The organism is Novosphingobium sp. SG754, from assembly GCF_013149315.1.
In the GTDB taxonomy this organism is placed as follows: Bacteria; Pseudomonadota; Alphaproteobacteria; order Sphingomonadales; family Sphingomonadaceae; genus Novosphingobium; species Novosphingobium capsulatum.
This window is the reverse complement of record NZ_JABGCC010000003.1, coordinates 40,919-63,225: the sequence shown is the minus strand read 5'-3', so window position 1 is coordinate 63,225 and position 22,307 is coordinate 40,919. Positions and strand designations below refer to the sequence as shown.

Annotated in this window: 22 protein-coding genes; 12 read left to right on the top strand and 10 right to left on the bottom strand. The window is 64.8% G+C overall.

Going from position 1 to position 22,307, the window contains the following annotated elements; all coding sequences use genetic code 11:
• The first annotated feature begins 106 nt into the window (after positions 1-106).
• Genes FHW97_RS08430 through FHW97_RS08415 form a run of 4 tightly spaced genes read left to right on the top strand, consistent with a single transcriptional unit; the run spans position 107 to position 3,174 of the window.
• Positions 107-568 (top strand): VOC family protein, encoded by a 462-nt coding sequence (locus FHW97_RS08430; RefSeq protein ID WP_171798678.1) that lies wholly within the window; start codon positions 107-109, stop codon positions 566-568.
• On the top strand, positions 565-1,038 hold the full coding sequence (locus tag FHW97_RS08425; protein WP_022677700.1) for a RidA family protein: 474 nt from the start codon (positions 565-567) through the stop codon (positions 1,036-1,038). Before FHW97_RS08430 ends, FHW97_RS08425 begins: the two co-directional genes overlap by 4 nt.
• Positions 1,035-2,351 (top strand): amino acid deaminase, encoded by a 1,317-nt coding sequence (locus FHW97_RS08420; protein WP_216647701.1) that lies wholly within the window; start codon positions 1,035-1,037, stop codon positions 2,349-2,351. The genes FHW97_RS08425 and FHW97_RS08420 overlap by 4 nt, the downstream gene beginning before the upstream one ends.
• 25 nt (positions 2,352-2,376) lie before the next feature.
• Positions 2,377-3,174 (top strand): HpcH/HpaI aldolase/citrate lyase family protein, encoded by a 798-nt coding sequence (locus tag FHW97_RS08415; RefSeq protein WP_022677698.1) that lies wholly within the window; start codon positions 2,377-2,379, stop codon positions 3,172-3,174.
• Between the two features lie 49 nt (positions 3,175-3,223).
• Here the strand turns inward: FHW97_RS08415 and FHW97_RS08410 are convergent, their stop codons facing one another.
• A complete protein-coding gene (locus FHW97_RS08410) occupies positions 3,224-3,994 on the bottom strand; it encodes a class II aldolase/adducin family protein (RefSeq protein WP_171796776.1) in 771 nt (256 codons plus the stop codon).
• A 94-nt stretch (positions 3,995-4,088) separates the two neighbouring features.
• On the opposite strand from FHW97_RS08410, the gene FHW97_RS08405 reads away from it, so the two are divergent.
• From FHW97_RS08405 to FHW97_RS08395, 3 genes are all read left to right on the top strand, one after another.
• On the top strand, positions 4,089-4,787 hold the full coding sequence (locus tag FHW97_RS08405; RefSeq protein WP_022677696.1) for a Crp/Fnr family transcriptional regulator: 699 nt from the start codon (positions 4,089-4,091) through the stop codon (positions 4,785-4,787).
• Between the two features lie 99 nt (positions 4,788-4,886).
• Positions 4,887-5,186, top strand: coding sequence for a hypothetical protein (locus FHW97_RS08400; RefSeq protein WP_171798677.1), 300 nt, complete (start codon positions 4,887-4,889; stop codon positions 5,184-5,186).
• Positions 5,187-5,312: 126 nt separating this feature from the next.
• On the top strand, positions 5,313-6,593 hold the full coding sequence (locus FHW97_RS08395) for a cytochrome P450 (protein WP_171798676.1): 1,281 nt from the start codon (positions 5,313-5,315) through the stop codon (positions 6,591-6,593).
• A 12-nt stretch (positions 6,594-6,605) separates the two neighbouring features.
• On the opposite strand, the gene FHW97_RS08390 is transcribed toward FHW97_RS08395, so the two are convergent.
• Positions 6,606-7,349 (bottom strand): arylmalonate decarboxylase, encoded by a 744-nt coding sequence (locus FHW97_RS08390; protein ID WP_171798675.1) that lies wholly within the window; start codon positions 7,347-7,349, stop codon positions 6,606-6,608.
• A 30-nt stretch (positions 7,350-7,379) separates the two neighbouring features.
• Positions 7,380-8,588, bottom strand: coding sequence for an NAD(P)/FAD-dependent oxidoreductase (locus tag FHW97_RS08385; RefSeq protein WP_022677692.1), 1,209 nt, complete (start codon positions 8,586-8,588; stop codon positions 7,380-7,382).
• A 146-nt stretch (positions 8,589-8,734) separates the two neighbouring features.
• On the opposite strand from FHW97_RS08385, the gene FHW97_RS08380 reads away from it, so the two are divergent.
• Positions 8,735-9,748 carry an oxaloacetate decarboxylase gene (locus FHW97_RS08380; protein WP_253941690.1) on the top strand — a complete coding sequence of 338 codons (1,014 nt, stop codon included), beginning with the start codon at positions 8,735-8,737 and terminating at the stop codon, positions 9,746-9,748.
• A 141-nt stretch (positions 9,749-9,889) separates the two neighbouring features.
• Positions 9,890-10,681: a helix-turn-helix domain-containing protein gene (locus FHW97_RS08375; protein WP_022677690.1), complete on the top strand. Its 792-nt coding sequence runs from the start codon at positions 9,890-9,892 to the stop codon at positions 10,679-10,681.
• A 71-nt stretch (positions 10,682-10,752) separates the two neighbouring features.
• Here the strand turns inward: FHW97_RS08375 and FHW97_RS08370 are convergent, their stop codons facing one another.
• Complete coding sequence (locus FHW97_RS08370) at positions 10,753-11,676, bottom strand: polysaccharide deacetylase (RefSeq protein WP_171798674.1); 924 nt, start codon at positions 11,674-11,676, stop codon at positions 10,753-10,755.
• A gap of 215 nt (positions 11,677-11,891) precedes the next feature.
• Between FHW97_RS08370 and FHW97_RS08365 the strand changes: the two genes are divergently transcribed.
• A complete protein-coding gene (locus tag FHW97_RS08365; RefSeq protein WP_107717702.1) occupies positions 11,892-12,542 on the top strand; it encodes an isochorismatase family protein in 651 nt (216 codons plus the stop codon).
• On the top strand, positions 12,539-13,270 hold the full coding sequence (locus FHW97_RS08360; RefSeq protein WP_171798673.1) for an SDR family NAD(P)-dependent oxidoreductase: 732 nt from the start codon (positions 12,539-12,541) through the stop codon (positions 13,268-13,270). Before FHW97_RS08365 ends, FHW97_RS08360 begins: the two co-directional genes overlap by 4 nt.
• A gap of 109 nt (positions 13,271-13,379) precedes the next feature.
• Here FHW97_RS08360 and FHW97_RS08355 read toward each other — a convergent pair whose 3' ends face one another.
• A complete protein-coding gene (locus tag FHW97_RS08355) occupies positions 13,380-15,557 on the bottom strand; it encodes a TonB-dependent receptor (protein ID WP_171798672.1) in 2,178 nt (725 codons plus the stop codon).
• A 188-nt stretch (positions 15,558-15,745) separates the two neighbouring features.
• Here FHW97_RS08355 and FHW97_RS08350 point away from each other — a divergent pair, with 188 nt between their 5' ends.
• Entirely contained in the window at positions 15,746-17,011 is a 1,266-nt protein-coding gene (locus FHW97_RS08350; protein ID WP_171798671.1) for an MFS transporter, read from the top strand.
• A gap of 24 nt (positions 17,012-17,035) precedes the next feature.
• On the opposite strand, the gene FHW97_RS08345 is transcribed toward FHW97_RS08350, so the two are convergent.
• The 5 genes from FHW97_RS08345 to FHW97_RS08325 form a co-directional block, all read right to left on the bottom strand.
• Positions 17,036-17,485, bottom strand: coding sequence for a DUF3429 domain-containing protein (locus FHW97_RS08345; RefSeq protein ID WP_107717696.1), 450 nt, complete (start codon positions 17,483-17,485; stop codon positions 17,036-17,038).
• A gap of 55 nt (positions 17,486-17,540) precedes the next feature.
• Positions 17,541-19,928, bottom strand: coding sequence for a membrane-bound PQQ-dependent dehydrogenase, glucose/quinate/shikimate family (locus FHW97_RS08340; RefSeq protein ID WP_216647700.1), 2,388 nt, complete (start codon positions 19,926-19,928; stop codon positions 17,541-17,543).
• A gap of 328 nt (positions 19,929-20,256) precedes the next feature.
• Positions 20,257-20,628: a transposase gene (locus tag FHW97_RS08335; protein WP_171798670.1), complete on the bottom strand. Its 372-nt coding sequence runs from the start codon at positions 20,626-20,628 to the stop codon at positions 20,257-20,259.
• Positions 20,629-20,857: 229 nt separating this feature from the next.
• On the bottom strand, positions 20,858-21,214 hold the full coding sequence (locus tag FHW97_RS08330) for a hypothetical protein (RefSeq protein WP_171798669.1): 357 nt from the start codon (positions 21,212-21,214) through the stop codon (positions 20,858-20,860).
• 171 nt (positions 21,215-21,385) lie between these two features.
• A complete protein-coding gene (locus FHW97_RS08325; protein WP_231627630.1) occupies positions 21,386-22,153 on the bottom strand; it encodes a FadR/GntR family transcriptional regulator in 768 nt (255 codons plus the stop codon).
• Positions 22,154-22,307: the final 154 nt, after the last annotated feature.

Here is a 22,307-nt window from a genome sequence, read left to right as displayed (position 1 = left end):
GTCCACGCGCGGATTGACAGATAAAAAATATAGTGAAAGCTATACAGATTGAATGGTCTGCGGATATGATGGTTCGTCCGGTGCGGACAGGAGAAGGAAGATGGGGATGGCGGAGCCAGAAGCACTCGCGGCAACAGCCGTCGGCGGCGGGCATTTTCGGATCAGGGGATTGTCGCATCTCGCGCTCGTCGTGGCCGACGTGGCGGTGACCACGGCCTTTTATCGCGATCGCCTGGGCATGGCGGTGATCCACGACGGCAGGGCCGAGGAGGTGCCGAACGCAAAGGGTATGATCGGGCAACTGCTGCTGGAACTGGAGCAGCGCGAGGCCAAGGCTGGCACCGATACCATCACGCCTGCGCTCACCGTGGACGATATCGATGCCGCGTTCGCGGCGCTGGCCGATGTGCGCATCGGCGTGGCGGACCAACCCGATGAGATGTTCGGCGTCCGCTATTTCTCGGTCCGCGATCCCGATGGGCGCGCGGTTGAGCTTATTGCCTTCCCCAACGGGGAGGCTGACCTGGGCGCCTTCGGGCGCAAATTCTTGGAAGGCAGCGCCGCATGACCCAATCGCTTTCACCCGAAGCCCGCCTGGAGGAACTCGGCCTCGTGCTGCCGCCGGCGATCCCCTCCATCGCCAACTTTGCGCCTGCCCTGCTCGATGGCGGCTTGCTCTATCTTTCCGGGCAAGGCCCGCGCGATGCGGCCGGCTACCGCTTTGGCAAGGTCGGTGCCGACGTTTCTGCGGACGAAGCGCGCGAGCATGCCCGGCTGGTGGGCCTTTCGCTGCTTGCCGTCATACGCCAGGAACTCGGCTCGCTCGATCGCGTCCGGCGCGTGGTGCGCCTGTTCGGCATGGTCAATGCAACGCCGGACTTCGTGCTGCATTCGCGTGTGATCGACGGCTGCTCTGACCTGATGTGCGCGGTGTTCGGCGAGGAGGCTGGCCGCCACGCGCGATCGGCAGTGGGCGTGGGCTCGCTGCCGGGGAACATCACGGTCGAAATCGAGGCCGTTGTCGCGGTGCATCCATGAGCGGCGCAGAGCAGACCCCGCTGCGCTTCGATGGTGATCTGTCGGGCACGCTCATGCCCTGGGACAAGGGGGTGCCGGGGGGCGGCGGACCGATCCCGCTGGCAGACGTGGCGGGCAAGCGCTGGAATCTCTTGCGGGAAGACCTTCCCCTGCCGGTCGCGGTGCTGGACGGAGAGAGCCTGGAGCGCAACAGCCGCTGGATGCGGAGCTTTGCGGCCGAGCACGGCGTGGCGCTGGCCCCGCACGGCAAGACCACGCTCGCCCCGGCGCTGTTCGACCTGCAGATGCGCGATGGCGCGTGGGGGATTACGGTATCGACACCCCACCAGATCGCCGTTGCCGTGGCGGCCGGGCATCGGCGCATCTTTGTGGCGAACCAGCTGATCGGGCGCAGCGGCATCGCCTATGTGCTGGATCAGCTTGAGCGGGATCCTGAGCTTGCCATCTATTCGCTGGTCGATTCGCTCGATCTGGTCACACAGCTCGCCGCCGTCGCAGCCGGGAAAGGCGGTCGTCGTGCGCTGCCGGTGCTGGTCGAAATGGGCTTTGAAGGCGGGCGCACCGGATGCCGAACGGTGGAGCAGGGCCTTGCCGTCGCGCGGGCAGTGGCTGCCTCGCCGTACCTCGAACTTGCCGGGGTCGAAGGATTTGAAGGTATTATCCGCAAGGCGGACCTGGAATCCACGCTCGACGCCGTGAACGCCTTCCTGGGCCAGGTTGTTATGCTTGCACAGGCGTGTGACCGGGAAGGGCTGTTCGCCTCGGACGATGTGCTGCTGAGCGCGGGCGGATCGGGCTTTTTCGATCTGGTCGTTACCGCGTTCAACGCCGCGCGGTTGCAGCGCCGTACCACCACGCTGCTGCGCAGCGGCTGCTACATCACGCACGACTCGGGCCTGTACACGTTCCTCTTCTCCCTGCTGAACATGCGGGCGCCCGAACTGCTGGCCGAGGATGCGCCTAGCCCGGCCTTGCGCGTCTGGGCCTATGTGCAATCCATGCCAGAGCCCGGCCGCGCGATCGTCACCATGGGCAAGCGCGATGTCGGCTTTGACGAGATGCCCAAGCCGGAACTTTGGCATCGCCCCAGCGCAGACATGTCGGCGCCGCAGGCGCTCACGCCAGACCATCAGGTCATCGCACTCAACGACCAGCACGGGTTTCTCGATATCCCGCGCGATTCCCCGCTGCGGGTGGGCGACATGATCGGCTTCGGCATCTCTCATCCGTGCCTCACTTTCGACAAGTGGCGGGTGCTGCACGTGATCGATGGCGCGTTCAACGTCGTCGGATCGATCCGGACCTATTTCTGAGCACACAAAAAACTGGAGAGGAATTATGGCAAACCCGCTTATCGAACGCCTCAAGCGCGGCGAAGTCTGCGTCAACGGGTGGCTGCTGGCACCTGACAGCTATGTTGCCGAGATCATGGCGCAGACCGGCTGGGATAGCCTGACGATCGATCTGCAGCACGGGCTGCATGACTATCGTTCGGCAGTAGAGAGCCTGCAGGCCCTGCATGGCCGCGGCCCGGTGCCGCTGGCGCGCGTGCCGTGGAACGAGCCGGGCATCATCGGCAAGATCCTGGACGCGGGCGCATGGGGCATCATCTGCCCGATGGTCAACAATGCCGAGCAGGCGCGAGCGCTGGTGGATGCCTGCCTCTATGCGCCGCAGGGTGCCCGCTCCAACGGGCCGGTTCGCGCCGGTTTCTATGGGGCGGCGTCGCCCTATCAGGGGATCGCCAATGCCAATGTCCTGGTTCTGCCACAGATCGAGACGGTCGAGGCGGTGGAGAATCTGGAGGCGATCCTCGATGTGCCGGGCATCAGTGGCGCCTATGTGGGGCCGAGCGACCTTGGCCTGGCGATGGGGCTCGCGCCCGTGCTCGATCGTCAGGAGCCGGAAATCCTGGCCATCTACGATCGCGTGATCGCGGCCGTGCGTGCGCGCAATCTTGTCGCTGGCATCCAGAACGGAACGGCCGCCTATGCCGCGGAAATGGCGGCGAAAGGCTTCCAGATCGTGACCGTGGCCACCGACGTCAATCTGATGGGCATGGCCGCGTTCCAGGCCGTGACGACGACGCGCTCGCTGATCAAGCAGTCGGCATCCGCAGACGCCGCGACCGCCTGATCATGACCAAGAGCTGGTGCGCGGCCTGGCCCGCGCACCAGCTCTTCCGTCAGTCGCGGTAGCTGGGATCGATGCGGTCGAGCTTGCGCAGCAGCGCCGGCCATGCCAGCCGCTCTGCCACCAGGCCCATGCCGGCAGGCGATGATTGCAGCGCGACCTTGGACAGCGTCTCTGGCGGCGGAGCATGCAGCGCATCGCGACCGGCCGACAGCATCAGGACCTGCGCCTCGCAGGCGCGCTCGAGGAAATAGAGACGCAGGAAGCAGGCAGCGACGCTCTTCCCGACCACCAGTGTGCCATGGTTGCGCAGGATCATCAGGTTGGCGTCTCCCAGATCAGCCACCAGGCGTTCCCGCTCCGCCAGATCCACCGCAAGCCCTTCATATTCATGATAGGCCAGGCCGCTGCCGGCGATCATCGCGGTCTGGGTGTGGGGCAACAGCCCGCCCTCCATGGCCGAAACAGCCTGGCCATGTGGGGTGTGAAGATGCATCACCGCGGCAGCGTCCTCGCGCGCCATGTGGATCGCCGAATGGATCGTGAAGCCGGCGGGATTGACCGGGTGCGGCGTCGGGCTCACCGGATTGCCATCGACATCGATCTTCACGAGGCTGGACGCGGTGACTTCCTCGAACATCAGGTCGTATGGGTTGATCAGGAAATGATGCTCGGGGCCGGGGATGCGCGCGGACAGATGGGTGAAGATCAGGTCGTCCCAGCCGAAATGGGCGACGAGCCGATAGGCCGCGGCCAGGTCGATGCGGATCTGGCGTTCCGCCGCTTCCACGGAATCAGGGGCTTGCGTGGCGTTCAGGGTCATGCGTCTCTCCAGTGGTTATTGGCGCAAGGATGCCACAGACCGGCTGGTCGCTTTGTCGATTGGCCGACATTCCTTGCGGCCCGAGGATGATCGAATGACAAAGGAAGCGCAGTTCCTTGCGGCCATGCAGGGCAAGAGCGAATGGTTTGCGAGCCTGGCCGATCCGATCCAGGCGCAGCTGGCCGCCGCCGCGCAGGTGCGCCGGGTCAAGGATGGCGAGGCGGTCTATCGCCAGGGCGATGCGCCCGACGGGCTGTACGCCATGCTGCAGGGCCGCGTTCGCCTGATCGCGTGGAGCCCGGGCGGCGTCGGCTGCCTGCTGCTGCTCGCCGCCGAGGGCATGTGGTTCGGCGAAGTCTCGACCATCGATGCCGCGCCCCGCCAGCAGGACGCGATCGCGCAAGGGGCTTGCCAGGTTGCCCGGATACCGCTTGCCGCGATTGCCGAGATTGCCGCACAGCAACCCGAACTGTGGCGGCATATCGGCCGGCTGGCCTGTACGCATCAGCGCCAGGCGATCAGCCACATTCAGGATCTCCTCAGCCTGCCGCGCGCCGCCAGGGTGGCCAAGGTGCTGCTCGCCTCAAGCGCGGGTGACGATGCGCCGGTGGCGATGACCCAGGACGAACTTGCCGGCACCTGCGGCATGGGACGGCAGACTGCCAATGCCATTCTGGGCACGCTGGAGCAGGCCGGCATGGTGCGGCTGGGCTATCGCGTGATCTGGATTCTCGATGCGGAACGCCTGGCGCGCGTCGCCATGGGCGAAATCTGCCGCACCAACAAAGAATAGTATTTACTATATGAAATTTTGCGGTAGCGTGCGGCAACAGGCACACCGCTTGCCGGCGGGCAGGCGTCCACCGCGCGGCGAGCCAGGGAAGGAATATCTATGTCTGTTGCCGGAACATGGAACATCATCGTCAACTCGCCGATGGGGCCAATGAAAAGCGTGACCACCTTCACGGTTTCGGGGGATAGCCTGACCGGCACCGCCACCGATGCAGATGGCGCGCCGCACCCCATCCAGGACGGCAAGATCACCGGCGAAAAGGCGAGTTGGAAGATCGACATCACCAATCCGATGCCGCTCTCGCTCACGTTTAATGGCACCGTGGCCGAAACCAGCCTGAACGGCAGCGTTTCGGCCGGCCCGTTCGGCGCGTTCTCGTTCACCGGCGAGCGCGGCTGAGCACCTTTTAGCGCACCTGCTTCGACCCTGGCGGGCCGGGGCGGGCGCGGATCATCCACCCATCCTTCCACGTCCGGTTCCGGCGCGCCCATCGCCCCGGGGCTTGCTTGTCCGGGACAGCGTTCCATGTCAGCGCAACCATTGCAGGGCGACGTCACGCGCCGGTCGATCAGTGACCTTGCGGACCTGCCCCATCCGTTCGAAGCGGGTTTTTCCGAGGATTTCGCCGCGCTGTTCGGAACTGCCGAACGGCTGTTCAAGGCGGGTAGCAAGCGCATTGTCGTGTTTCGTGGCGAGGATCTGCGCAAGATCGCCGCGCTTCCGGCGGTGGGCAACATGCCGCTTCGCGCCCTTGCCGAGCGGGCGATGGAAGAGGCGGGGGACGATCGGGCCGAGCACGACCAGCCCGATGTGTCGAACTTTGGCCGCATCCTCTTCAATCAGGTGTTCACCGCCAATCCGCCGCTCCACGGCCCGACCCGCCAATTGCTGGCCAAGCCATTCGGCATGAAGCAGGTGGCCGCGTTCGACGATCTGGTGCGCGGCGTGGTGGACAAGGTCCTGGCCGAGGTTGCCGGGGCGGGCGAGATCGATTTCGGGTTCGACTTTACTGAACAGGTCACCGCAGGATTCTGGGGCGCGCTGATCGGTCTTACGCCATCGGAGCAGCGCCAGGTCGTCGAGCAGGTGCGCGCGATGACGTCGTTCTTTTTCCTCGTGCGCACCGCTGCCGAGACGGTTGAGGCCAACGCGGCCATCGGCGCCTATCTGTCGCTGATGGCCACGGCGATCGAACGGACATTGGCCGAAGGCAACAATCCGCTGCTCGCCACCATGGCGGCGGAGTTCGATGCGGTCACGATTGAAGGCAAGCCGGAAAGCGTGGCGCTGTCGCTCGCCGCCAATCTGATCGACGGGTTCCATACCGCCGCGCTCGCTGCCGCCAACGCCACATATCAGCTGCTCCGCCATCCCGCTGCGGCGGCAGAGGTGCGGGCGGACCCGCAGCGGGTTGGCGCCGCGATCGATGAGGGCATGCGGATGTCGTCCCCGGTCATCGTGACACACCGCTATGCGCTGGAAGACTTCGTGTTCGACGACATGCTGGTGCCGGCCGGAACCGCGATTGCCATGCTGTGGGCGGCAGGCAATCGCGATCCCGATATTTTTGACGATCCCGGCACATACAGGCTGGAGCGGATGCGGCGCTATGACGCCACCTTTGGCGGCGGCATCCACCTGTGCCCGGGCCGCAATATCGCCCGGTTGATGGTTCATCGCATGCTCGCCCGGCTGTTCGCCCCTGACGTGCGGATCGAACTGGCCGGGCCGGTGGAGTGGATCACCCAGTCGACCATGCGCCAGCCTTACCGCATGCCGGCGCGGATCGACATGGTGCCAGGCTAGGCTGTTTATGGCCTAAAATTCCGCCAGCAGCCGCCCCAGACCGGAAATGCGGTCCTTGATGCCGAAGCTGCGGAGCGCGTGCCAGTAGGTGGCGGTGTTGATCGCGATCACCGGCTTGCCGAGGCGGGCCTCGTGCCGCGCGGCGATGTCGACCATCGACAGGTTGGTGCCCACCTGCACGATGGCGTCCACATCGTCGCCATCGAGATGGTCGATGACAGCGTCGAGCCGATCGGGCGTGACTTTGGCGATATCGGTCCAGCGGCGGCATTGCAGCGGGACATCACGCTTCACCGCAAAGTCGCTTTCCTCGAGAAACCGGCGGACTTCGGCGTTGGCGACAGGATAATAGGGCGAGACGAAGCTCACCGATTTTGCGCCATAGGCATGGAGCGCGGCGGCAACCGATTCGGCGCCGGTGGACGCGCCTACGCCCGCCACCTCCTGAACCTGCGCCTTCCATGTCCGTGCGCCTTCGACGCCGCCGTAGAAGGTGACGGCCGACATGCCGAGCACGAGGTAGTCGGGCTTGCAGGTCATTACCGATCGCACCGCATCGAGGGTGTTTTGCGCAATCGCAGTGGTGCCGGCGATGAAGTCCTCGTTGGTGAGGGCGTAGGGGTCTTCCACCCAGATGCGCGAGACGTGGTTGGTCACGCCATCGGGGCGCATCCGCTCCATATCGGGTTGGACGACGGTGTTGGTCGAGGGCGCGACCACGCCGAACAGCGCGCGCCAGCCCAGTACGTCGGTCATTTTTGCAGGTCTCCTGTAGTCACCACGCCGTCACGCGATCTGCGCGGCGAGGTCGAGGCTTTCGAACATGGCCTGGCGCAGCATGTAGGCGCGGCGCTTGTCGTCATCGGCCAGGATATCGAGCATGGCGCGGCGACGGGCTTCATGCGCATTGTCCTGGTTGCCGCGGATGAATTCCATGTTCTGGCGGGTCTGCGTCTGGGTGAACGTGTGCGTCACCGTGCGACGCTGGCGGTCGAACAGCGCCAGGCCTGCCTCGGCACTCGTGTTGCCGGTGATTGCCGGCGCCAGCTTGTCGAACAGGTTGAACGCGTCATGGATGCCCGAATTCATGCCGAAGCCGCCGAGCGGGTTGTTGAGGTGGGCGCTGTCGCCGATCAGCATCACGCGGCCTTCGCGGAACGACTTGGCGACGCGCTGGTGCACCCGGTACAGTGTGCGGTGTCGGGTTTCCACACTCGCGCCGTCGCCGGTGATGCGGTCAAAAATGGCGTTCTTGTTGGCATCCGAGCGCAGCGTCGTCTCGTCCACATCGCCGTTGACCGGCACCAGCACCCGCCACAGCGAGGGCACACGCAGCAGCACCAGCCACTCGGCGGGGTCGCTGACGTAGTTCACGTAGGCGAGGTTGGGCAGGTAGTCTGCCAGCTCCACCTCGGTGGACAATGTCAGGAAGCGCTCGGGATAGGTGAAGCCATCGAATTCGATGCCCAGCCACTTGCGCACGATCGAATTCGCCCCGTCGGCGCCGATCAGGTAATCGGCGCGGATCGTCTCGACGCCGGTCATGGTTTCTACCCACAGGTCGACCCCGGCCTCGTCCTGGCGGAATGTCAAAAGGCGGCTGTTGAAGCGGATGTCGGCGTGCGGCAGTTGGGCGAGACCTTCCGCCAGTGCGCGCGAGAGATGATACTGTTCGCACTGGATACGGAAGGGATAGCGCGTGACGTCGGCGATCTCGGAGAGGTCGAACGCGATCACTTCGCCGCTGGCGCGGTCGCGCCAGTGGAACACCGGTGCTTTCAAGCCACGATCGAGCAGCATTCGGGTGATGCCGATGCGGTCGAGCATCTCGAGCGTCGGGGGATGAAAGGTGGATGCGCGCAAGTCTTGCGCGCAGTCGGCGCCCGTCTCGAGCACGATTACCGAGATACCTTCCTGCGCCAGCAGAGTCGCCATGACCGTGCCGACGGGTCCGGCACCGGCGATGGCCACCTGGCAGCGATTATGCCCTGTCATTTCCGCATTCTCCGATCAGCACCGGCCCATCGCAGGAGCCGGTGAACACCCGGCGGTTATGAACGCGACCACGGTGCCAGGAGCAGGACGCGGGCACTCTATCCACCTGCCGGTTAGGCGATCAGCACGCGTGTTTTTCCAACCACTTGGCAGCGCTGGAGAGGCTTGGCCCGGGCGGCTGGCTCACCGCCTGTCGGCGATTTTTGGGGCAAGCGGCGGCGCGCGCAGCCGCGCATGCGAACGCCTTGGCAACGGGCCCTGCAGTTCGGGGTCGATGGAAAAGGCAGGCAATTTCGATGGCGGACCCTCTTTTGCGTGCGCGCCTGGCCGAGGGTCGCTTCTTCATGGTGCCCGGCGTGCAGGACATGATCGCTGCCGTGATCGCGCGAAAGGTCGGTTTCGAGTTTGTCTACGGCACTGGCTACTGGCTGACTGCCTCGGCCTTTGGCCTGCCCGACGCCGGCATCGCGACCTATACGCAGATGCGCGACCGGATGGAGACCCTTGTGCGCACCAGCACCGCGGCTGTCATTGCCGATGGTGATACCGGCTATGGCGGCCTTATCAACGTGCATCACACGGTGCGCGGCTATGAGGCCGCCGGGGTCACTGCGATCCAGCTTGAGGATCAGGAGTTTCCCAAGAAATGCGGGCATATGCCCGACAAGCGGATCGTGCCGGTGGAGGATATGGTCGAGCGCATCAAGGTTGCCTGTGCGGCACGGCGCAGCCGCGATTTCGTGGTGATTGCCCGCACCGACGCGCGCCAGTCCGAAGGCGAGCAAGGGGTGCTGCGGCGGCTGCGCGCCTATGCCGAGGCCGGGGCCGACGTGCTCTTTCCCGAAGCGCTGGTCGATGAAGAGGAAATGGCACGGGTCTGCGCCGAACTGCCGCTGCCCTGCATGGTCAACATGGCAAACGGCGGGGCCAGCCCGATGCTGGAGCCGACGCTGCTGGCAAAGCTGGGCTTTGCCTTTGCGATCTACCCCTCGCTGACCAGTCTGGCTGCGGCGCAGGCGATGGAGACCGTGCTGCGCGCGCTCAAGGACACCGGCGCCGCAGACCCTGAGGGACTGTTTGATTTCAGGGAATTTTCCACATTGATCGGGATGGACGAGGTGCGCGAATTCGAACGCCGATGGGCGCGGCCATCCGTCTAGGCGCCGTGCAGGATGGCACGATCTGGGCATGGTGCGAGGCGTGATTTATCCGCCTGTCGGATAAAACCTTGATGAAATCGGTGAAACGTCATTTTCTCGTCACTCTTTGATCCGGGTCAAAGACGTGGGGAAATTGGTCACATGGAAAAAGGCGTTCCGATTCGGTCCATCACCCGCTCGATCGCGGCGCTGCGCGCGATCAATCGGGCAGGTTCGCTCAACATGATGGAGATCGCCAAGGCGTCGGAAGTGCCATACGCCACCGCCTGCCGGATCGTGCAGACGCTGCTGTATGAAGGGCTGATCGAGCAGGAGCCGGCGCGCAAGCGCTACCGTGCGACGATGCTGGTGCAGACGCTGGCCACCGGATACCAGCAGGACGATGCGCTGGTTCGTGCCGCGCGGCCGCACATTGTCGAGTTGACGCGCCGGTTCGGTTGGCCCGTGTCGATCGCCGTGCGGGTGGGGCGCGAGATGATGCTGCGCGATTCCACGCATTCCAACTCGTCGCTCACGTTCGAGCACTATTATCCGGGCTTTACCCTGCCGATCCTCGACAGCGCGTCGGGCAAGGTCTCGATGGCCTTTGCGCCGGACGAGGAACGCGAGATGATCCTGCGCTTCATGCGTGTGTCGCAGGACATCGACCTCAATTACCTGGCAACGGCGGAAGTCGGCCTCGATGTCGAACGCATCCGGGCAGATGGCTATGCCGTGCAGGGGCGCAACTATCATAACCTGACACCGGGCAAGACCTCGTCGATCGCCGTGCCGATCTTCCGCAACGGTCGCTTCGAAGGGGCAATGACGCTGGCATTCTTCGTGGCGGCGATGAAGCTGTCGGAGGGGATCAACCTCTATCTGGCTGACATGAAGGCGACCGCCGACGCGATCAGCCACGCGCTCAGCAACGAGGTCATGGGTCATGCCTGACCAGGCGTGGGCCTGATGAAAAAAGGGGGCGGCATCCACGATGCCGCCCCCTTTTTGTCGCTCGCCCGGCCTCAGGCGTCGCGCGTCAGCTGGCCAGGAATGTGGCTTTCATGATTGGCGAGATACCATTCGGCGATTTCCTCGCGGGTGGCCCACCACACGCCGGGCAATGACTTGGCGTGCGCGATGAACTCGCGCAGCGCGCGCACGCGGTGTGCACGGCCCGATACGTGGGGGTGCAGGCCGACGTTCATGATCCGCCCGGTTTGGGCACCCTCGGCATGGAGCACGTCCAGTTCCTCGATCAGTGCATCGCGGAACTGGTCGGTGGTGTAGTTCTTGCGGGTGATGAAGGTAAAGTCGTTGATCTCGTTGGAATAGGGTACCGAAACGATCGGGCCGTGCGGGGTGCGCAGCAGGAACGGCTGATCGTCGTTCATGATGTCGCAGTAAAAGGTGCAGCCATATTCGGCGAGGATATCGGCAGTCTGCATCGTGCCGCGCAGCGACGAGGAGAGCCAGCCCTTCGACTTGCGCCCGACATAGTTTTCGAACTGCGCCAGGCTGCGCAGCACGATCTCGCGTTCTTTCTCGGGTGCTTGCGCAAAGCTGGTGAGCAACTCGCCCTGTTCCCAGTTGTGCGTCAGCAGCTCCCACCGGCGTTCGAGCACCGCATCGGTCATCGCTTTGCGGCGTTCGAACGTGACGGCATTGGTGGTGCAGCTGGCCTTGACGCCCAGTTCGTCGAACAGCTCGATCAGCCGCCAGATGCCCACGCGCTGGCCATATTCGCGCCAGGTATAGTTGGGGAAGTCGGGTGTATTGCCGGGCAGGGTGTCGGGCAGGATCGACGGACCACCGGCGTAGTAGGGCTTGTCGGTGTCCTTGGTAAGATCCCACGTTTCCAGGTTGAAAGTCAGGATCAGCGCGACGCGGGCCCCGTTCGGCCAGATCAGGGGCTTGCGCTGCGGCAGCGGGACGTAATCGTATTCCATGGTGCAACTCTCTGCTGAAACCGGGACCGCACCCCAATGGGGTGCAACGGGACGAATACCTACCTTTGCGGCCGTGGTGTCGATCCGGTCGCCCGCGATGACCACCAGTCGGATAGGCCGGGCGGGAAACCGGGCGCACCCGGGCCGGATGCTAGCTTGAAGGTGAATCGCCAAGGCTTTGCAATGGCCTGCATGCACGAAGGGAAGGCACGCCGATGCGCGACAATGATGATCTGATGGCCAACTATCGGAAAGCCTATGACAATCGCGTGGGATTTGGCCACCGTCCGGCGCTGATCCTGATCGATTTCTGCCAGGCCTATTTCGAGCCGGGCAACCTGCTGTACGCGCCCGTGGAAGCCGCGCTGGAATCCGCGCTGCGCCTGCGTGCGCTCGCCCGCGCGGCGGGCGTTCCGGTGGTTTTGACCAACGTGGTCTATCAGGCCGGTGGCTTGGACGGCGGGCGCTTCTTTGAAAAGGCAGTGCCCTTGCGCAATTTCCTCAAGGGCAGCCCCACTGCCGCGTTCGGCCCCGGGCTTACCCCCTTCGCCGACGAACTGGTGGTCTCGAAACAGTATCCCAGCGCGTTCTTCGCCACCTCGCTCGCATCCACGCTGACGGCGGCAGGCATCGATTCCGTGATCCTCACCGGGCTGACGACATCGGGCTGCGTGCGCGCCAGTTGCGTCGATGCCATGTCGCACGGCTTTCGCACCGCCGTGGTGGCCGAGGCCTGCGGCGATCGGCATCCCGACCCGCACGAGGCCAACCTGTTCGACATGAACGCCAAGTACGCCGACGTGGTCAGCGAGGACGAAGCCGCGCAGTTCCTGCGCTCGCTCGTCTCCGGGGCCGCAGCGGTATGACCGCGCCTGGCGCCGCGCGCGTGGCCCTGGTGACCGGCGCTGCCGGGGGGCTGGGCAGCGCGATCGTCGAGCGCTTCAGCGCCGATGGCTATACTGTCGAGCGCGCCGACCAGATCCGCCCGGGCGGGGCAGAAGACATGCGCGCCCACGTTTGCGACGTGCGTGATCCCCGCGCGTGGGAGGGGCTGGCCGCAAGGCTTGCGGCGCGCCATGGGCAGATCGATGCGGTGGTTCACGCCGCTGGGTGGTATCGTCCGAACCTGCCCTTTGCTGAACTGTCGCCCGATCTGTGGCACGACCATCTCGCCGCCAATCTGCACAGCGCCTACCTGGCCTGCCGGTTCCTGTTTCCGCTGCTGTCGCGCCACGGCTCGGTCCTGCTGTTCAGCTCCACCCTGGCCAGCCGACCGACGCCACTCTCGCTGGCCTATTCAGTGGCGAAGGCAGGCGTCGAGACCCTGGTCCGCGGGCTCGCTGCCGAGGCGGGCGCCAAGGGCCAGCGGATCAACGCCATTGCTCCCGGCCCAGTCGACACCCCGATGTTGCGTGGCAATGCCTTGGGCGCGGAAGGCGCGGCGGCCCTGATGGCCCGCCTGGAAGCGCGCGTACCGGCCGGGCGGCTGGTTACCCGTGAAGAGGTGGCGGCGCTGGCCGCGTACCTGTGCTCACCCGCTGCAGCGATGGTCAACGGGGCAGTGATCCCGCTCGATGGCGGCCAGGGTATCTGAGACCAGACGCCCAGCGTCACGCCCTTACGGCAATCCCCCCATTACCCAGCGTCAAAACCCTTCCGCCCGCGCGGGCACGGACGGAAGGGCATGGTCGATGCAGGGCGGACTAGAGCTTGTAGGATACCGCGATCTTGACCAGGCGCGGCTCGTTTTGCAGGCGCGACTTGCGGTTGACGCCATAGTTGGAGCCGGTGACGTAGAAGCGATTGTTGGTGAGGTTGTCGGCCGACAGCGTCACGTCCAGCTTGCCGTTGTCAGAGGTCCAGCCGACTGCGGCATTGAGCAGCGTTTGCGCCGGCATCTGCGAAATCGCGACGAGGCCCGGGTCCACGTTGTAGGAACTGCGATAGGCCAGGCTGCTCGACGCGTGCAGCGTCCCCATACCCTCGCCGCCCAGGCTATGGCGTGCGTTGAAGCCGATGTTGTATTGCCACTTCGACACACGGGGCAGGGCATCGGCGTTGGCGCGCGCGGCGGCGGTGTTGGCGTTGAGCTTGAGGTACTTGTCCAGCGTCAGCGATCCGTTGCCGAACAGCGTGAGGCCATGGACCGGCTCGGCCGTCACTTCCAGTTCGGGGCCATGGACCAGCGCCGTGCCTGCGTTCTGCGTCACCACCGAGGTGCCGATGTAGGTGTTGGTCTGAATTTCGCCAAAGCGATTGACGAACCAGTCCGCGTTGACACGCAGGTGATGGTCGAAGAATTCGCTCTTCATCCCCGCCTCATAAGCGGTCACCGTCTCGGCGCCATAGGGCGTGTTGAACAGCGTGGGGTTGGCAACGACCGAGGCGTTGAAGCCGCCGCTCTGGAAGCCGCGCGAGATGCTGGCGTAAATGAAGATGTCCCGGGTCGCCTGGAAATCGATCTCGCCCTTAGGGCTGAAGTTCGTGAACGACAGGTGCCCGCCAACGGCGGTCAGCGTCTGGCTGGGAAGGAACAGGCCGTTGGACAGCGTGGCGTCGATGTCCTTGGTTTCGCGGGTGTAGCGGCCGCCCAAGGTCAGCGAGAAACGCGGGGCAAAGCGCCAGGTCGCCTGGCCAAAGCCGGCATAGCTGTTGGTGACCTGGTGAATCGTGTCGGGCAGGACCTGGTAGCCCAGCACGTTGTCGTTGAAGACCTGGCGGATCGTCTCGTGGAAGTAATAGCCACCGAGAATGAACTGGACGTTCCCGCCGACATCGCCCGAGAGCTGCAGTTCCTGGCTGAACTGGTGGTTGATCATGTCGCTGCGGCGGTCGAAGCCCGCAGTGTAGGCGCCGGTGGTGGCATTGACCTGCCCGCCATAGACGTCGAAGCGGAAGCGATCGTCGCCGCGGATGTAGCCGGTGATCGCCTTGAGCTTGAGGCCATTGTCAAAGTCATAGCCCAGCGTCAGGTCGGCATTGATCTGTTCGTTGAAACTGGAAGACGGGATCGGGCTGATGTAGGTGCCAAAGGCGCCGCCGGTTTCCTTGAGCCCTTCGGTGAAGTTGATCTGCGCGGCGCCGTCGCCCTTTTCATGGGTGTAGGATACATTGGCCTTGGCGCTGAACGGACCGTCGCCGATCCAGGCCAGGCCAACACGCGCGCCATATTGTTCGTCCTTGCCGCGCTTCCCGCCGATCGCGGGCGCATCATAGTAGTCGCCCTTGTACTGGTGGAAGCCCGAGACGATCACGGCCAGCTTGTCGGGCGCGATCGCGGTGGAGAAGGTGGCCTTCTGGTCGTTGTAGTCGCGGCTGCCATAGCTGCCCTCGGCCGAGCCGAACGTGGTGCCGTCGGCCTGCTTGCGCACGACCTTGACCGCGCCGGTCAGGTTGTTGCGGCCATAGAGCGTGCCCTGCGGTCCGCGCAGAACCTCGATCCGGTCGATATCGTTGAACAGCAGGTTCGTGCCGGAAAGGCGCGCGTGGTAAACATCATCGACATAGAAGCCGACCGCCGAATCCGTGAAGGCGAAGCCGGCGTTGGCCTGGCCCGCGCCACGGATGAAGGCCGCCACGCTCGATGAACTGGCCAAGGCCGACGTGAACGAGACGTTGGGCACATGCTGGGCCATGTCGAGGACCGAGCTGACCTGCATGGTCTTGAGGGAATCGCCGGTAAAGGCGGTGACGGCGACCGGGGTGGACTGCAGGTTCTCGCTGCGGCGCTGCGCGGTCACGGTGATCACCTGCAGGCCGTCGGTGGCGGCTTCGTCCTGCGCGGCGCTGGCATTCTGGGCATAGGCCGAAGGGCTCGCCGTCAGGATGGCAAGCCCGGCCCCTGTCAGCAGGAGGCCCTTGAAGGAGAGTGCAGTCCTCATGTTGTCCTCGTCTTTCTCGTTGTGACGCCTTGGCAGCGTTTCACCGATGAATAGGCCCTATCAGCGGCGCGAAGGCCCGATGCTTGCGCAAGACTCTCCGACTGGCGATCAGCCCCGCGTAGGTGATGTTGCGTTGCGGCAACATTTTCCTAGGATCGGCTGGCAAACGGCACAGGAGCAGGCGGTACATGGATCAGCGCGTTGCAGCAAAACCGCAGGCGACGGCAACGCCATCGGCCCTGTCGGAATTTCGCCGTGGGTGGAGCAGCGTGCTGGCTGCCGCGCTGGGCGTGGGCGTGGGCACCACCGGGCTGCCGTTCTACAGTTTCGGCCTGTTCATTGCGCCGCTCTCCGCCGCCTACGGCTGGTCGCGCGGCCAGATCGGGCTGGGCATGACCTGCCTCAGCCTGGGCGCAATCCTGCTCTCGCCGTTTCTGGGAACGGCGATCGACCGGCTCGGCGTGCGCCGCATCGCGCTCGTGTCGCTGGCAGGCCTTGCCGTCGGCTTTGCCTTGCTGGCCGCTGCGCTCGGCTCGCTGCCGGCCTTCTATGCGGCCTGGATCGCGGTGGCATTTCTGGGGGTTGGCACAACGCCGATCACGTGGACGCGCCCGATCGCGCTGCTGTTTGATCGCGGGCGCGGGCTGGCGTTGGGCCTCACGCTGCTGGGCACTGGGCTTGTCGCGCTGACGGCGCCGCCGCTGCTGGCCGCGATCATCGCCACCTGGGGGCCGCGCGGCGGCTATCTGGCGATGGCGGGCGTGGTCGTGCTGGTGGTCATGCCAGTGGTCGCGGCCGGCCTGCGCGAAGGCCCGTCAGGGCGCAGCGACGCCGTGCCGCACCCCCGTTCTGGCCTGACGCGCCAGCAGGCACTGCGCTCGCGCCAGTTCTGGCAGATTGCCATCGGCGTGTTCCTTCTGATCGTGGCCCAGTCGGGCGCGACCGTTCATCTCGTGCCGTTCCTGGCTGACCACGGTCTTACCCCTGGCCTTGCCGCCAAGATGGCAGGATCGCTTGGGATTTCGGTCATCGTCGGGCGCGTGGTGATTGGCCTGCTGCTCGATCTGCTGCCGGGCACCCTGGTGGCGCGCTGCGTCCTGCTGATGCCCGCCGCTGCCTTGGCGCTGCTGTTCCTGGCAGGGCCTTCGCTGCCGATGACGGCCTTGGCGATCCTGCTGCTGGGGTTTGCCGCCGGCGCCGAGACCGATCTGGTTGCCTACCTGACGAGCCGCTATTTCGGGATGCGGGCCTATGGCGCGATCTATGGCCTGCTCATGTCCTGCTTTTCGCTGGGCGCAGCCCTGGGCGCGCCGCTGGCGGGCTGGTCGTTCGACTTGACGAAAAGTTATGACGGCGCAATTTTCGGCGGCATCGCCTGCTTTGTTGCCGCTGCGGTGCTGCTGGGAACGCTGGGCTCCTATCCCACAGACCGCGTGGACGAAGAGCCGGCCTGAACAGCGCCGCGATCCGGGATGCGGTCAGGCCAACAGCCCAATCGCCATCGTCAGCAGCCCCAGCCCGGTTGCCATCATCAACCGCAGCCGCTGCCATCCTGCGGGCCACTGCACGTGCCGCGCCAGCGCGCGGTCTGCCAGCGGGCTGGCCAGGATCAGCAGGCCAAGCGTCATCAGTTCCGGCCGTGGCCAAGGGGCGCCGACGCACCAGGGCAGCAGCATGGCCCAGCCGATCAGGCTGGGCACCACGGCCAACACGTGGAACCAGGCTTCCTTCACCCCGGCCAGCATGCCGGCCATCCACCACAATCCGCCCAGAAACGACAGGATCAGCGCGGCATAGCAGCAGGCGGCGGCCAGCGCGGTCCAGCGATCCTCGCCACCATGGAGCACCATCAGCAGGCAGAACGCCTGCGGCGCAATGCCGGCAAGGCCAAGGACAACGAGCGGGCGGGGCAGGGCAACGGTCGACATGGCCGAGCAAAGCACCATTACCGCCCCGCCCGGCAAGCTGCCCTTTCAGGCGAGATCAGGATTTGGGCAGGGCATAGGCAATGATGGAATCGCCCAGCCGCGTGCCCAGCGAACCGTGGCCGCCGGCCACCACCACCACGAACTGCCGCCCGCTGGCCGGAGAGCGATAGGTCATCGGCGTGGCCTGGGCCCCAGCGGGCAGCCGTGCGCGCCACAGCACGCGGCCGGTGGTGGTGTCATAGGCGCGCAGGTAATAGTCGAGCGAGGCGGCCATGAACGAGAGCCCGCCGCCGGTCATCATCGGGCCGCCCAGCGAAGGCACGCCCAGCTTGAGCGGAATGGGCAGCGGCGTTTCATCGCGGATCGTGCCATTGGCATGGCGCCATGCCACCTTGCCGGTGACAAGATCGATCCCCGCGACATAGCCCCACGGCGGTGATTGGCACGGCAGGCCAAGGCGCGAGAGGAACGGCCCCATCGACACGGCGAACGGCGCGCCGGCGTTGGGGTTGAAGCCATGTTCGGCCGAGCCGCCACGATCTGATGCACCCGCCGGCCCATCCTTGCCATTGCCGGCGCCCGGCCGCTGCGGGATCAGGCGATCGACAAAGGCCATGTAGTTGGGGTGGGCAAAGGCCACCTGCCGCACCGGATCGATGGCCAGGCCACCCCAGTCCATCACCCCGAAATTGCCGGGAAACACCAATGTGCCGCGGGTCGAGGGCGGGGTGAACGGCCCCTCGTGGCGATAGCGGCGAAAGGCGATGCGGCAGGCCATCTGGTCAAACAGCGTGGCGCCCCACATGTCTGCCTCGCGAATACGCGGCGGCATCAGCGAGATTGCCGAAACCGGCTGGGTAGGCGAGGTGAAATCGCCTGGCGCTGCGCCGCCGGGCACGCGCATTTCGTGCACGGGCTGGACGGGCAAGCCGGTGCGGCGATCGAGCACGAAGATGTTGCCAGTCTTGGTCGATTGGACCAGCGCGGGCACGCGGCCCTTGCCGGGAATGGTCAGGTCAACCAGCGCGGGCTGGGCCGGCACGTCCATGTCCCACAAATCGTGGTGCACGGTCTGGAACACCCAGCGCGCCTGGCCGGTCTTGATGTCGAGCGCCAGGATCGAGGTGGCAAAGCGCTCGGTATTGGGCGGGCGGTTGCCGCCCCACTGGTCGATCGCGCCCATGCCCATCGGCAGATAGATGAGGCCAAGGTCTTCGTCGGCCGCCGCCGTGCTCCAGCTGTTGGGGGTGGAGGGCACGGGGGGATGGTTGGGGCCCAGGGGCGCTGTGTCTTCCGGCCGGCCGGGATCGAACGCCCACACCGGCTTGCCGGTGGCGATGTCAAACGCCTGGATCGCGCCCGAGGGCATATGGATCGATGCGTTGTCATAGATCGCCCCGCCCACCACGACGAGGCCGCGCGTCACCAGCGGGGCCGAGGTGAACTGGAACCAACCGGGCTTGAGGCCGGGGCCGGTGACGGCAAGGTTGACCGCGCCACCCTTGCCAAAGCCGGGGCACAGGCGGCCGGTATGCGCGTCGAGCGCGATCAGGCGGGCATCGGCCGTGGCCATGATGATCCGCTGCGGGCACGATCCATTGGCGCTGCGCGTGGCGCCGGGCCAGTTGGCATCGTGATACGATACGCCCCGGCAGGTCAGGTGCTGAACATGGCTGGGCACCTGCATGTGCGGATCATAGCGCCAGCGCACTGCCCCGGTTTCGGCGTCGAGCGCCAGCACGATATTGTGCGGGGTGCAGGCATAGAGCGTATCGCCGACCTTGATCGGGGTGAGTTCATAAGTGATTTCTTCCGGGTCCCCCGGGCGGCGGCTGTCGCCGGTGTCCATCCGCCAGACCTGCTTGAGTCCGCTGACATTGGCCGGGGTCAACTGCGCGAGCGGCGACCACTTGGTGCCGGCCCAGGTATGGCCATAGGCCAGCCAGTCCCCGGCGTCGGTGCCGGCGGCCAATGCCGGCGCGGCGCCACGCGCACCGGGCAGGGCGCCGTCCCATTCGTGCGGACTGCGCAGCATGGCGGCAAGGCCGATCGCGCCCGCCAGGATCAGGGCCAGCGCCAGCGGCCCGGCATTGCGCCACCAGCCCGCTTGCGTGGGCGCCAGTCGCCGCGTGATCCAGGGCAGCAGCAGCAGCGCGCCTAGGATAAAGATCACGTCGCCACGCGGCACCAGCGCCCACCAGTCCAGCCCGATTTCCACCAGCGCCCAGGCCAGCGTGGCCACCACCAGCGCGGCATAGAGGTGCAAAGCAGCCGCCTTGCGGCGCCACAGCAGCACGGTGCAGGCGATCAGGGCCAGCCCCGCCGGAGCATAGAACCAACTGCCGCCTTCGATCGCGAGCCACAATCCCCCGCCCAACAGCACCAAGCCGCACAGGGCCAGGACGATCGCCATGATCGCCAGGAGCTTAGAAGTCTTGCCCATTGCTGCTGTTTCCCTGTCTTCGCCGGTGGTTATGGGGCGCCAGGAGAGAACTCGTATTTGCACCCATTTATCCCTCAATTCCGCCACTTTTTTGGCAGCGATCTTCTGCATGGTACCCTAAGCGATACCCTCAAAATTTTCTTGGGGAGGTTTGAGTTCTTGGTGCCATCGAATCACCTCGCCGAGGGCGCAGCGTAACTATTACGGAGTCCGGACCGTGAAGATACAGTTGTAGGATAGTGGCGCCGGAACCTGGGGCCGCTGCATCATCGAATATGATGGGCCGAGCTACTTTTATACGATTCATCAACGATTGCACTTACGCTTCTCACGCCGACATCGTGTCACACGGCGTGCAAATTTGGTTTGACGCACATTCCGTGCAATTCGGCTCATGTTGGCGCCATAACCCTGGCTTTGAGCAGGTCGATTTTGGCGCGCCCAGTACCATCTGGCGCGTGATGACCTTTAAGCGGTTGACCTTGCCCTCGACCTGACGGCTGGACCGCGGCGTCGAGATCGCGGCGGCCATCGCATCCTTGTCGGCCTCGACGCTAGCGGCGAACGCAGCGAGCTTGGTCTTCGCCGCCATGGCGATCCACGGATCGAGCCGTGCCTTCTCCTTCGAGCGCATCATCGCGTGGAAGCGATCAAGCGCATCGCGTGTGGCGATCAGCGCGGGCACGGCCTTCTCAATCACTGCGTTGATTAGGGCGGCCTGGGCCGAATCGGCATTGCGATCGGTAGTCTGGGATTAGTTCGGCCTATCGGTGACGCGCTTTACATTGAGACGCAAGCTGCAGGCGATGGGCTAAAGAAAGCTGTCCGTCCGTCCCCGTCGCCCTGGGGCCATATCGCCGGCCAACCTACGGAGTCAGCGGCTCGCTGAATGTGTACCGGGGGCAAAGCACGTGCGTGCAACGGAACCGTCAAAACGACAACTGCAGTCTGACGCCATTCCCGCTGATCGGCAGATCCACTAACATACGCTCGTATCGGCTGTGAATCGACGTTGAGGGCATCGCACCGTCCGAGCAAATCGCGAGGGTGGCCGCCAGCTGGCGTGACATGTCGACAATCCCGTTGACCACAATCCAGCGTTCCACGAGCAAACCTGGTAGCCGCCAGTTCGGCGGCGTGAACAAATTCCACAACCCCTTCGGGGCTGGACCTAAAATCGCCATTTCCGCGTCGGCTCGTCGCACAATATTCCCGATATTCCGCTTCCTCGCCTCCTTAAACTGGCGGTTTTTTCCTTCAGCCGTGGCGCTGTGGAATTTGTCCACGCCGCCTAATGTCCCATGCTTTTGAGGCAATTGCTGTGCACTCAATGCTGAACCCCAGTGGAGTGGGGTGGATAATGCGCGGAAATGCCAAATTCGAAAGGAATGTGAGCCAGGTCTACCTTTGAACGCCTAGGGACAACCTTGATTGTTACCGATTGGCTACCTTGAGGATTACATTGCGATATTCTGCCGCTCTGGAAAGTCTGCCTGGTTGGCGCGGATGAGCTTTTCCATCGCGATGCCGGCCTCGTCGACCATGCCCGCTGCAACGGCATCGAACAGTTCCCAATGCTCGGCAATCGTATCCCGTGGCTTAGAGCCGCTGTTGCCCTGGAATTCGGTGTACCACAGCACAAAAGTACCGAGGCTGTTGCCGAGGTTGACCAGCGGCGGATTACCCGTCGCCTGCACGATGATGCTGTAGAACCGGCGGTTTGCCGCCTGGCCTTCGTCGGTGGCGAGCGTATGGCGTTCCATCGTCTGGAGCGATTTGCGCATATCGGCGATATGGTCGAGCGTGCGGCGCATCGCGGCCAGGCGCGCCATCGCCGGCTCGATGATCAGGCGCATTTCGAACAGCCCATCCAGCACCGATTCGGAGGCGCCGCCTTCAAACATCCAGGCCATCACGTCGGGATCGAGCATGGCCCAACGCGTGATCGGCAAGACGATCGTTCCCGTGCGTTGGCGGGATTCCACCAAACCCTTGGCGGTGAGAATACGGATCGCCTCGCGATAAGCGCTGCGCGAGACGCTCAACTGCTCGCTCGATTCGATTTCAGTGCTGAGGATATCGCCGGGCTGGTGCCGGCCGGTGACGATCGCGACTCCCAAATCATGGGCTATGCTTTTGTGAAGGCTTGATTTTTTCTTTCGGCCGCCACCTTTCGCCGAAGGACTCGCAGGATGGGCTGCAGCAGTCATATCTTGTTCTTCCAATTTGCGGGGCAGATCATGGAGCCCGACAGCATCGCAATATCAGCCGGCGCGGGTTAGCGGAACCTCATCACGGACTGTCATTACCCTGACAATTCATGCTGCCCTCAACCGTGCAATGCATAGTCACCAAAAGTGCCCCGATGGCAAGCCGTTG

Coding starts and splice junctions, on each gene's coding strand:
- FHW97_RS08430 (WP_171798678.1), top strand. CDS start 107: ATGGCGGAGCCAGAAGCACTCGCGGCAACAGCCGTCGGCGGCGGGCAT.
- FHW97_RS08425 (WP_022677700.1), top strand. CDS start 565: ATGACCCAATCGCTTTCACCCGAAGCCCGCCTGGAGGAACTCGGCCTC.
- FHW97_RS08420 (WP_216647701.1), top strand. CDS start 1,035: ATGAGCGGCGCAGAGCAGACCCCGCTGCGCTTCGATGGTGATCTGTCG.
- FHW97_RS08415 (WP_022677698.1), top strand. CDS start 2,377: ATGGCAAACCCGCTTATCGAACGCCTCAAGCGCGGCGAAGTCTGCGTC.
- FHW97_RS08410 (WP_171796776.1), bottom strand. CDS start 3,994: ATGACCCTGAACGCCACGCAAGCCCCTGATTCCGTGGAAGCGGCGGAA.
- FHW97_RS08405 (WP_022677696.1), top strand. CDS start 4,089: ATGACAAAGGAAGCGCAGTTCCTTGCGGCCATGCAGGGCAAGAGCGAA.
- FHW97_RS08400 (WP_171798677.1), top strand. CDS start 4,887: ATGTCTGTTGCCGGAACATGGAACATCATCGTCAACTCGCCGATGGGG.
- FHW97_RS08395 (WP_171798676.1), top strand. CDS start 5,313: ATGTCAGCGCAACCATTGCAGGGCGACGTCACGCGCCGGTCGATCAGT.
- FHW97_RS08390 (WP_171798675.1), bottom strand. CDS start 7,349: ATGACCGACGTACTGGGCTGGCGCGCGCTGTTCGGCGTGGTCGCGCCC.
- FHW97_RS08385 (WP_022677692.1), bottom strand. CDS start 8,588: ATGACAGGGCATAATCGCTGCCAGGTGGCCATCGCCGGTGCCGGACCC.
- FHW97_RS08375 (WP_022677690.1), top strand. CDS start 9,890: ATGGAAAAAGGCGTTCCGATTCGGTCCATCACCCGCTCGATCGCGGCG.
- FHW97_RS08370 (WP_171798674.1), bottom strand. CDS start 11,676: ATGGAATACGATTACGTCCCGCTGCCGCAGCGCAAGCCCCTGATCTGG.
- FHW97_RS08365 (WP_107717702.1), top strand. CDS start 11,892: ATGCGCGACAATGATGATCTGATGGCCAACTATCGGAAAGCCTATGAC.
- FHW97_RS08360 (WP_171798673.1), top strand. CDS start 12,539: ATGACCGCGCCTGGCGCCGCGCGCGTGGCCCTGGTGACCGGCGCTGCC.
- FHW97_RS08355 (WP_171798672.1), bottom strand. CDS start 15,557: ATGAGGACTGCACTCTCCTTCAAGGGCCTCCTGCTGACAGGGGCCGGG.
- FHW97_RS08350 (WP_171798671.1), top strand. CDS start 15,746: ATGGATCAGCGCGTTGCAGCAAAACCGCAGGCGACGGCAACGCCATCG.
- FHW97_RS08345 (WP_107717696.1), bottom strand. CDS start 17,485: ATGTCGACCGTTGCCCTGCCCCGCCCGCTCGTTGTCCTTGGCCTTGCC.
- FHW97_RS08340 (WP_216647700.1), bottom strand. CDS start 19,928: ATGGGCAAGACTTCTAAGCTCCTGGCGATCATGGCGATCGTCCTGGCC.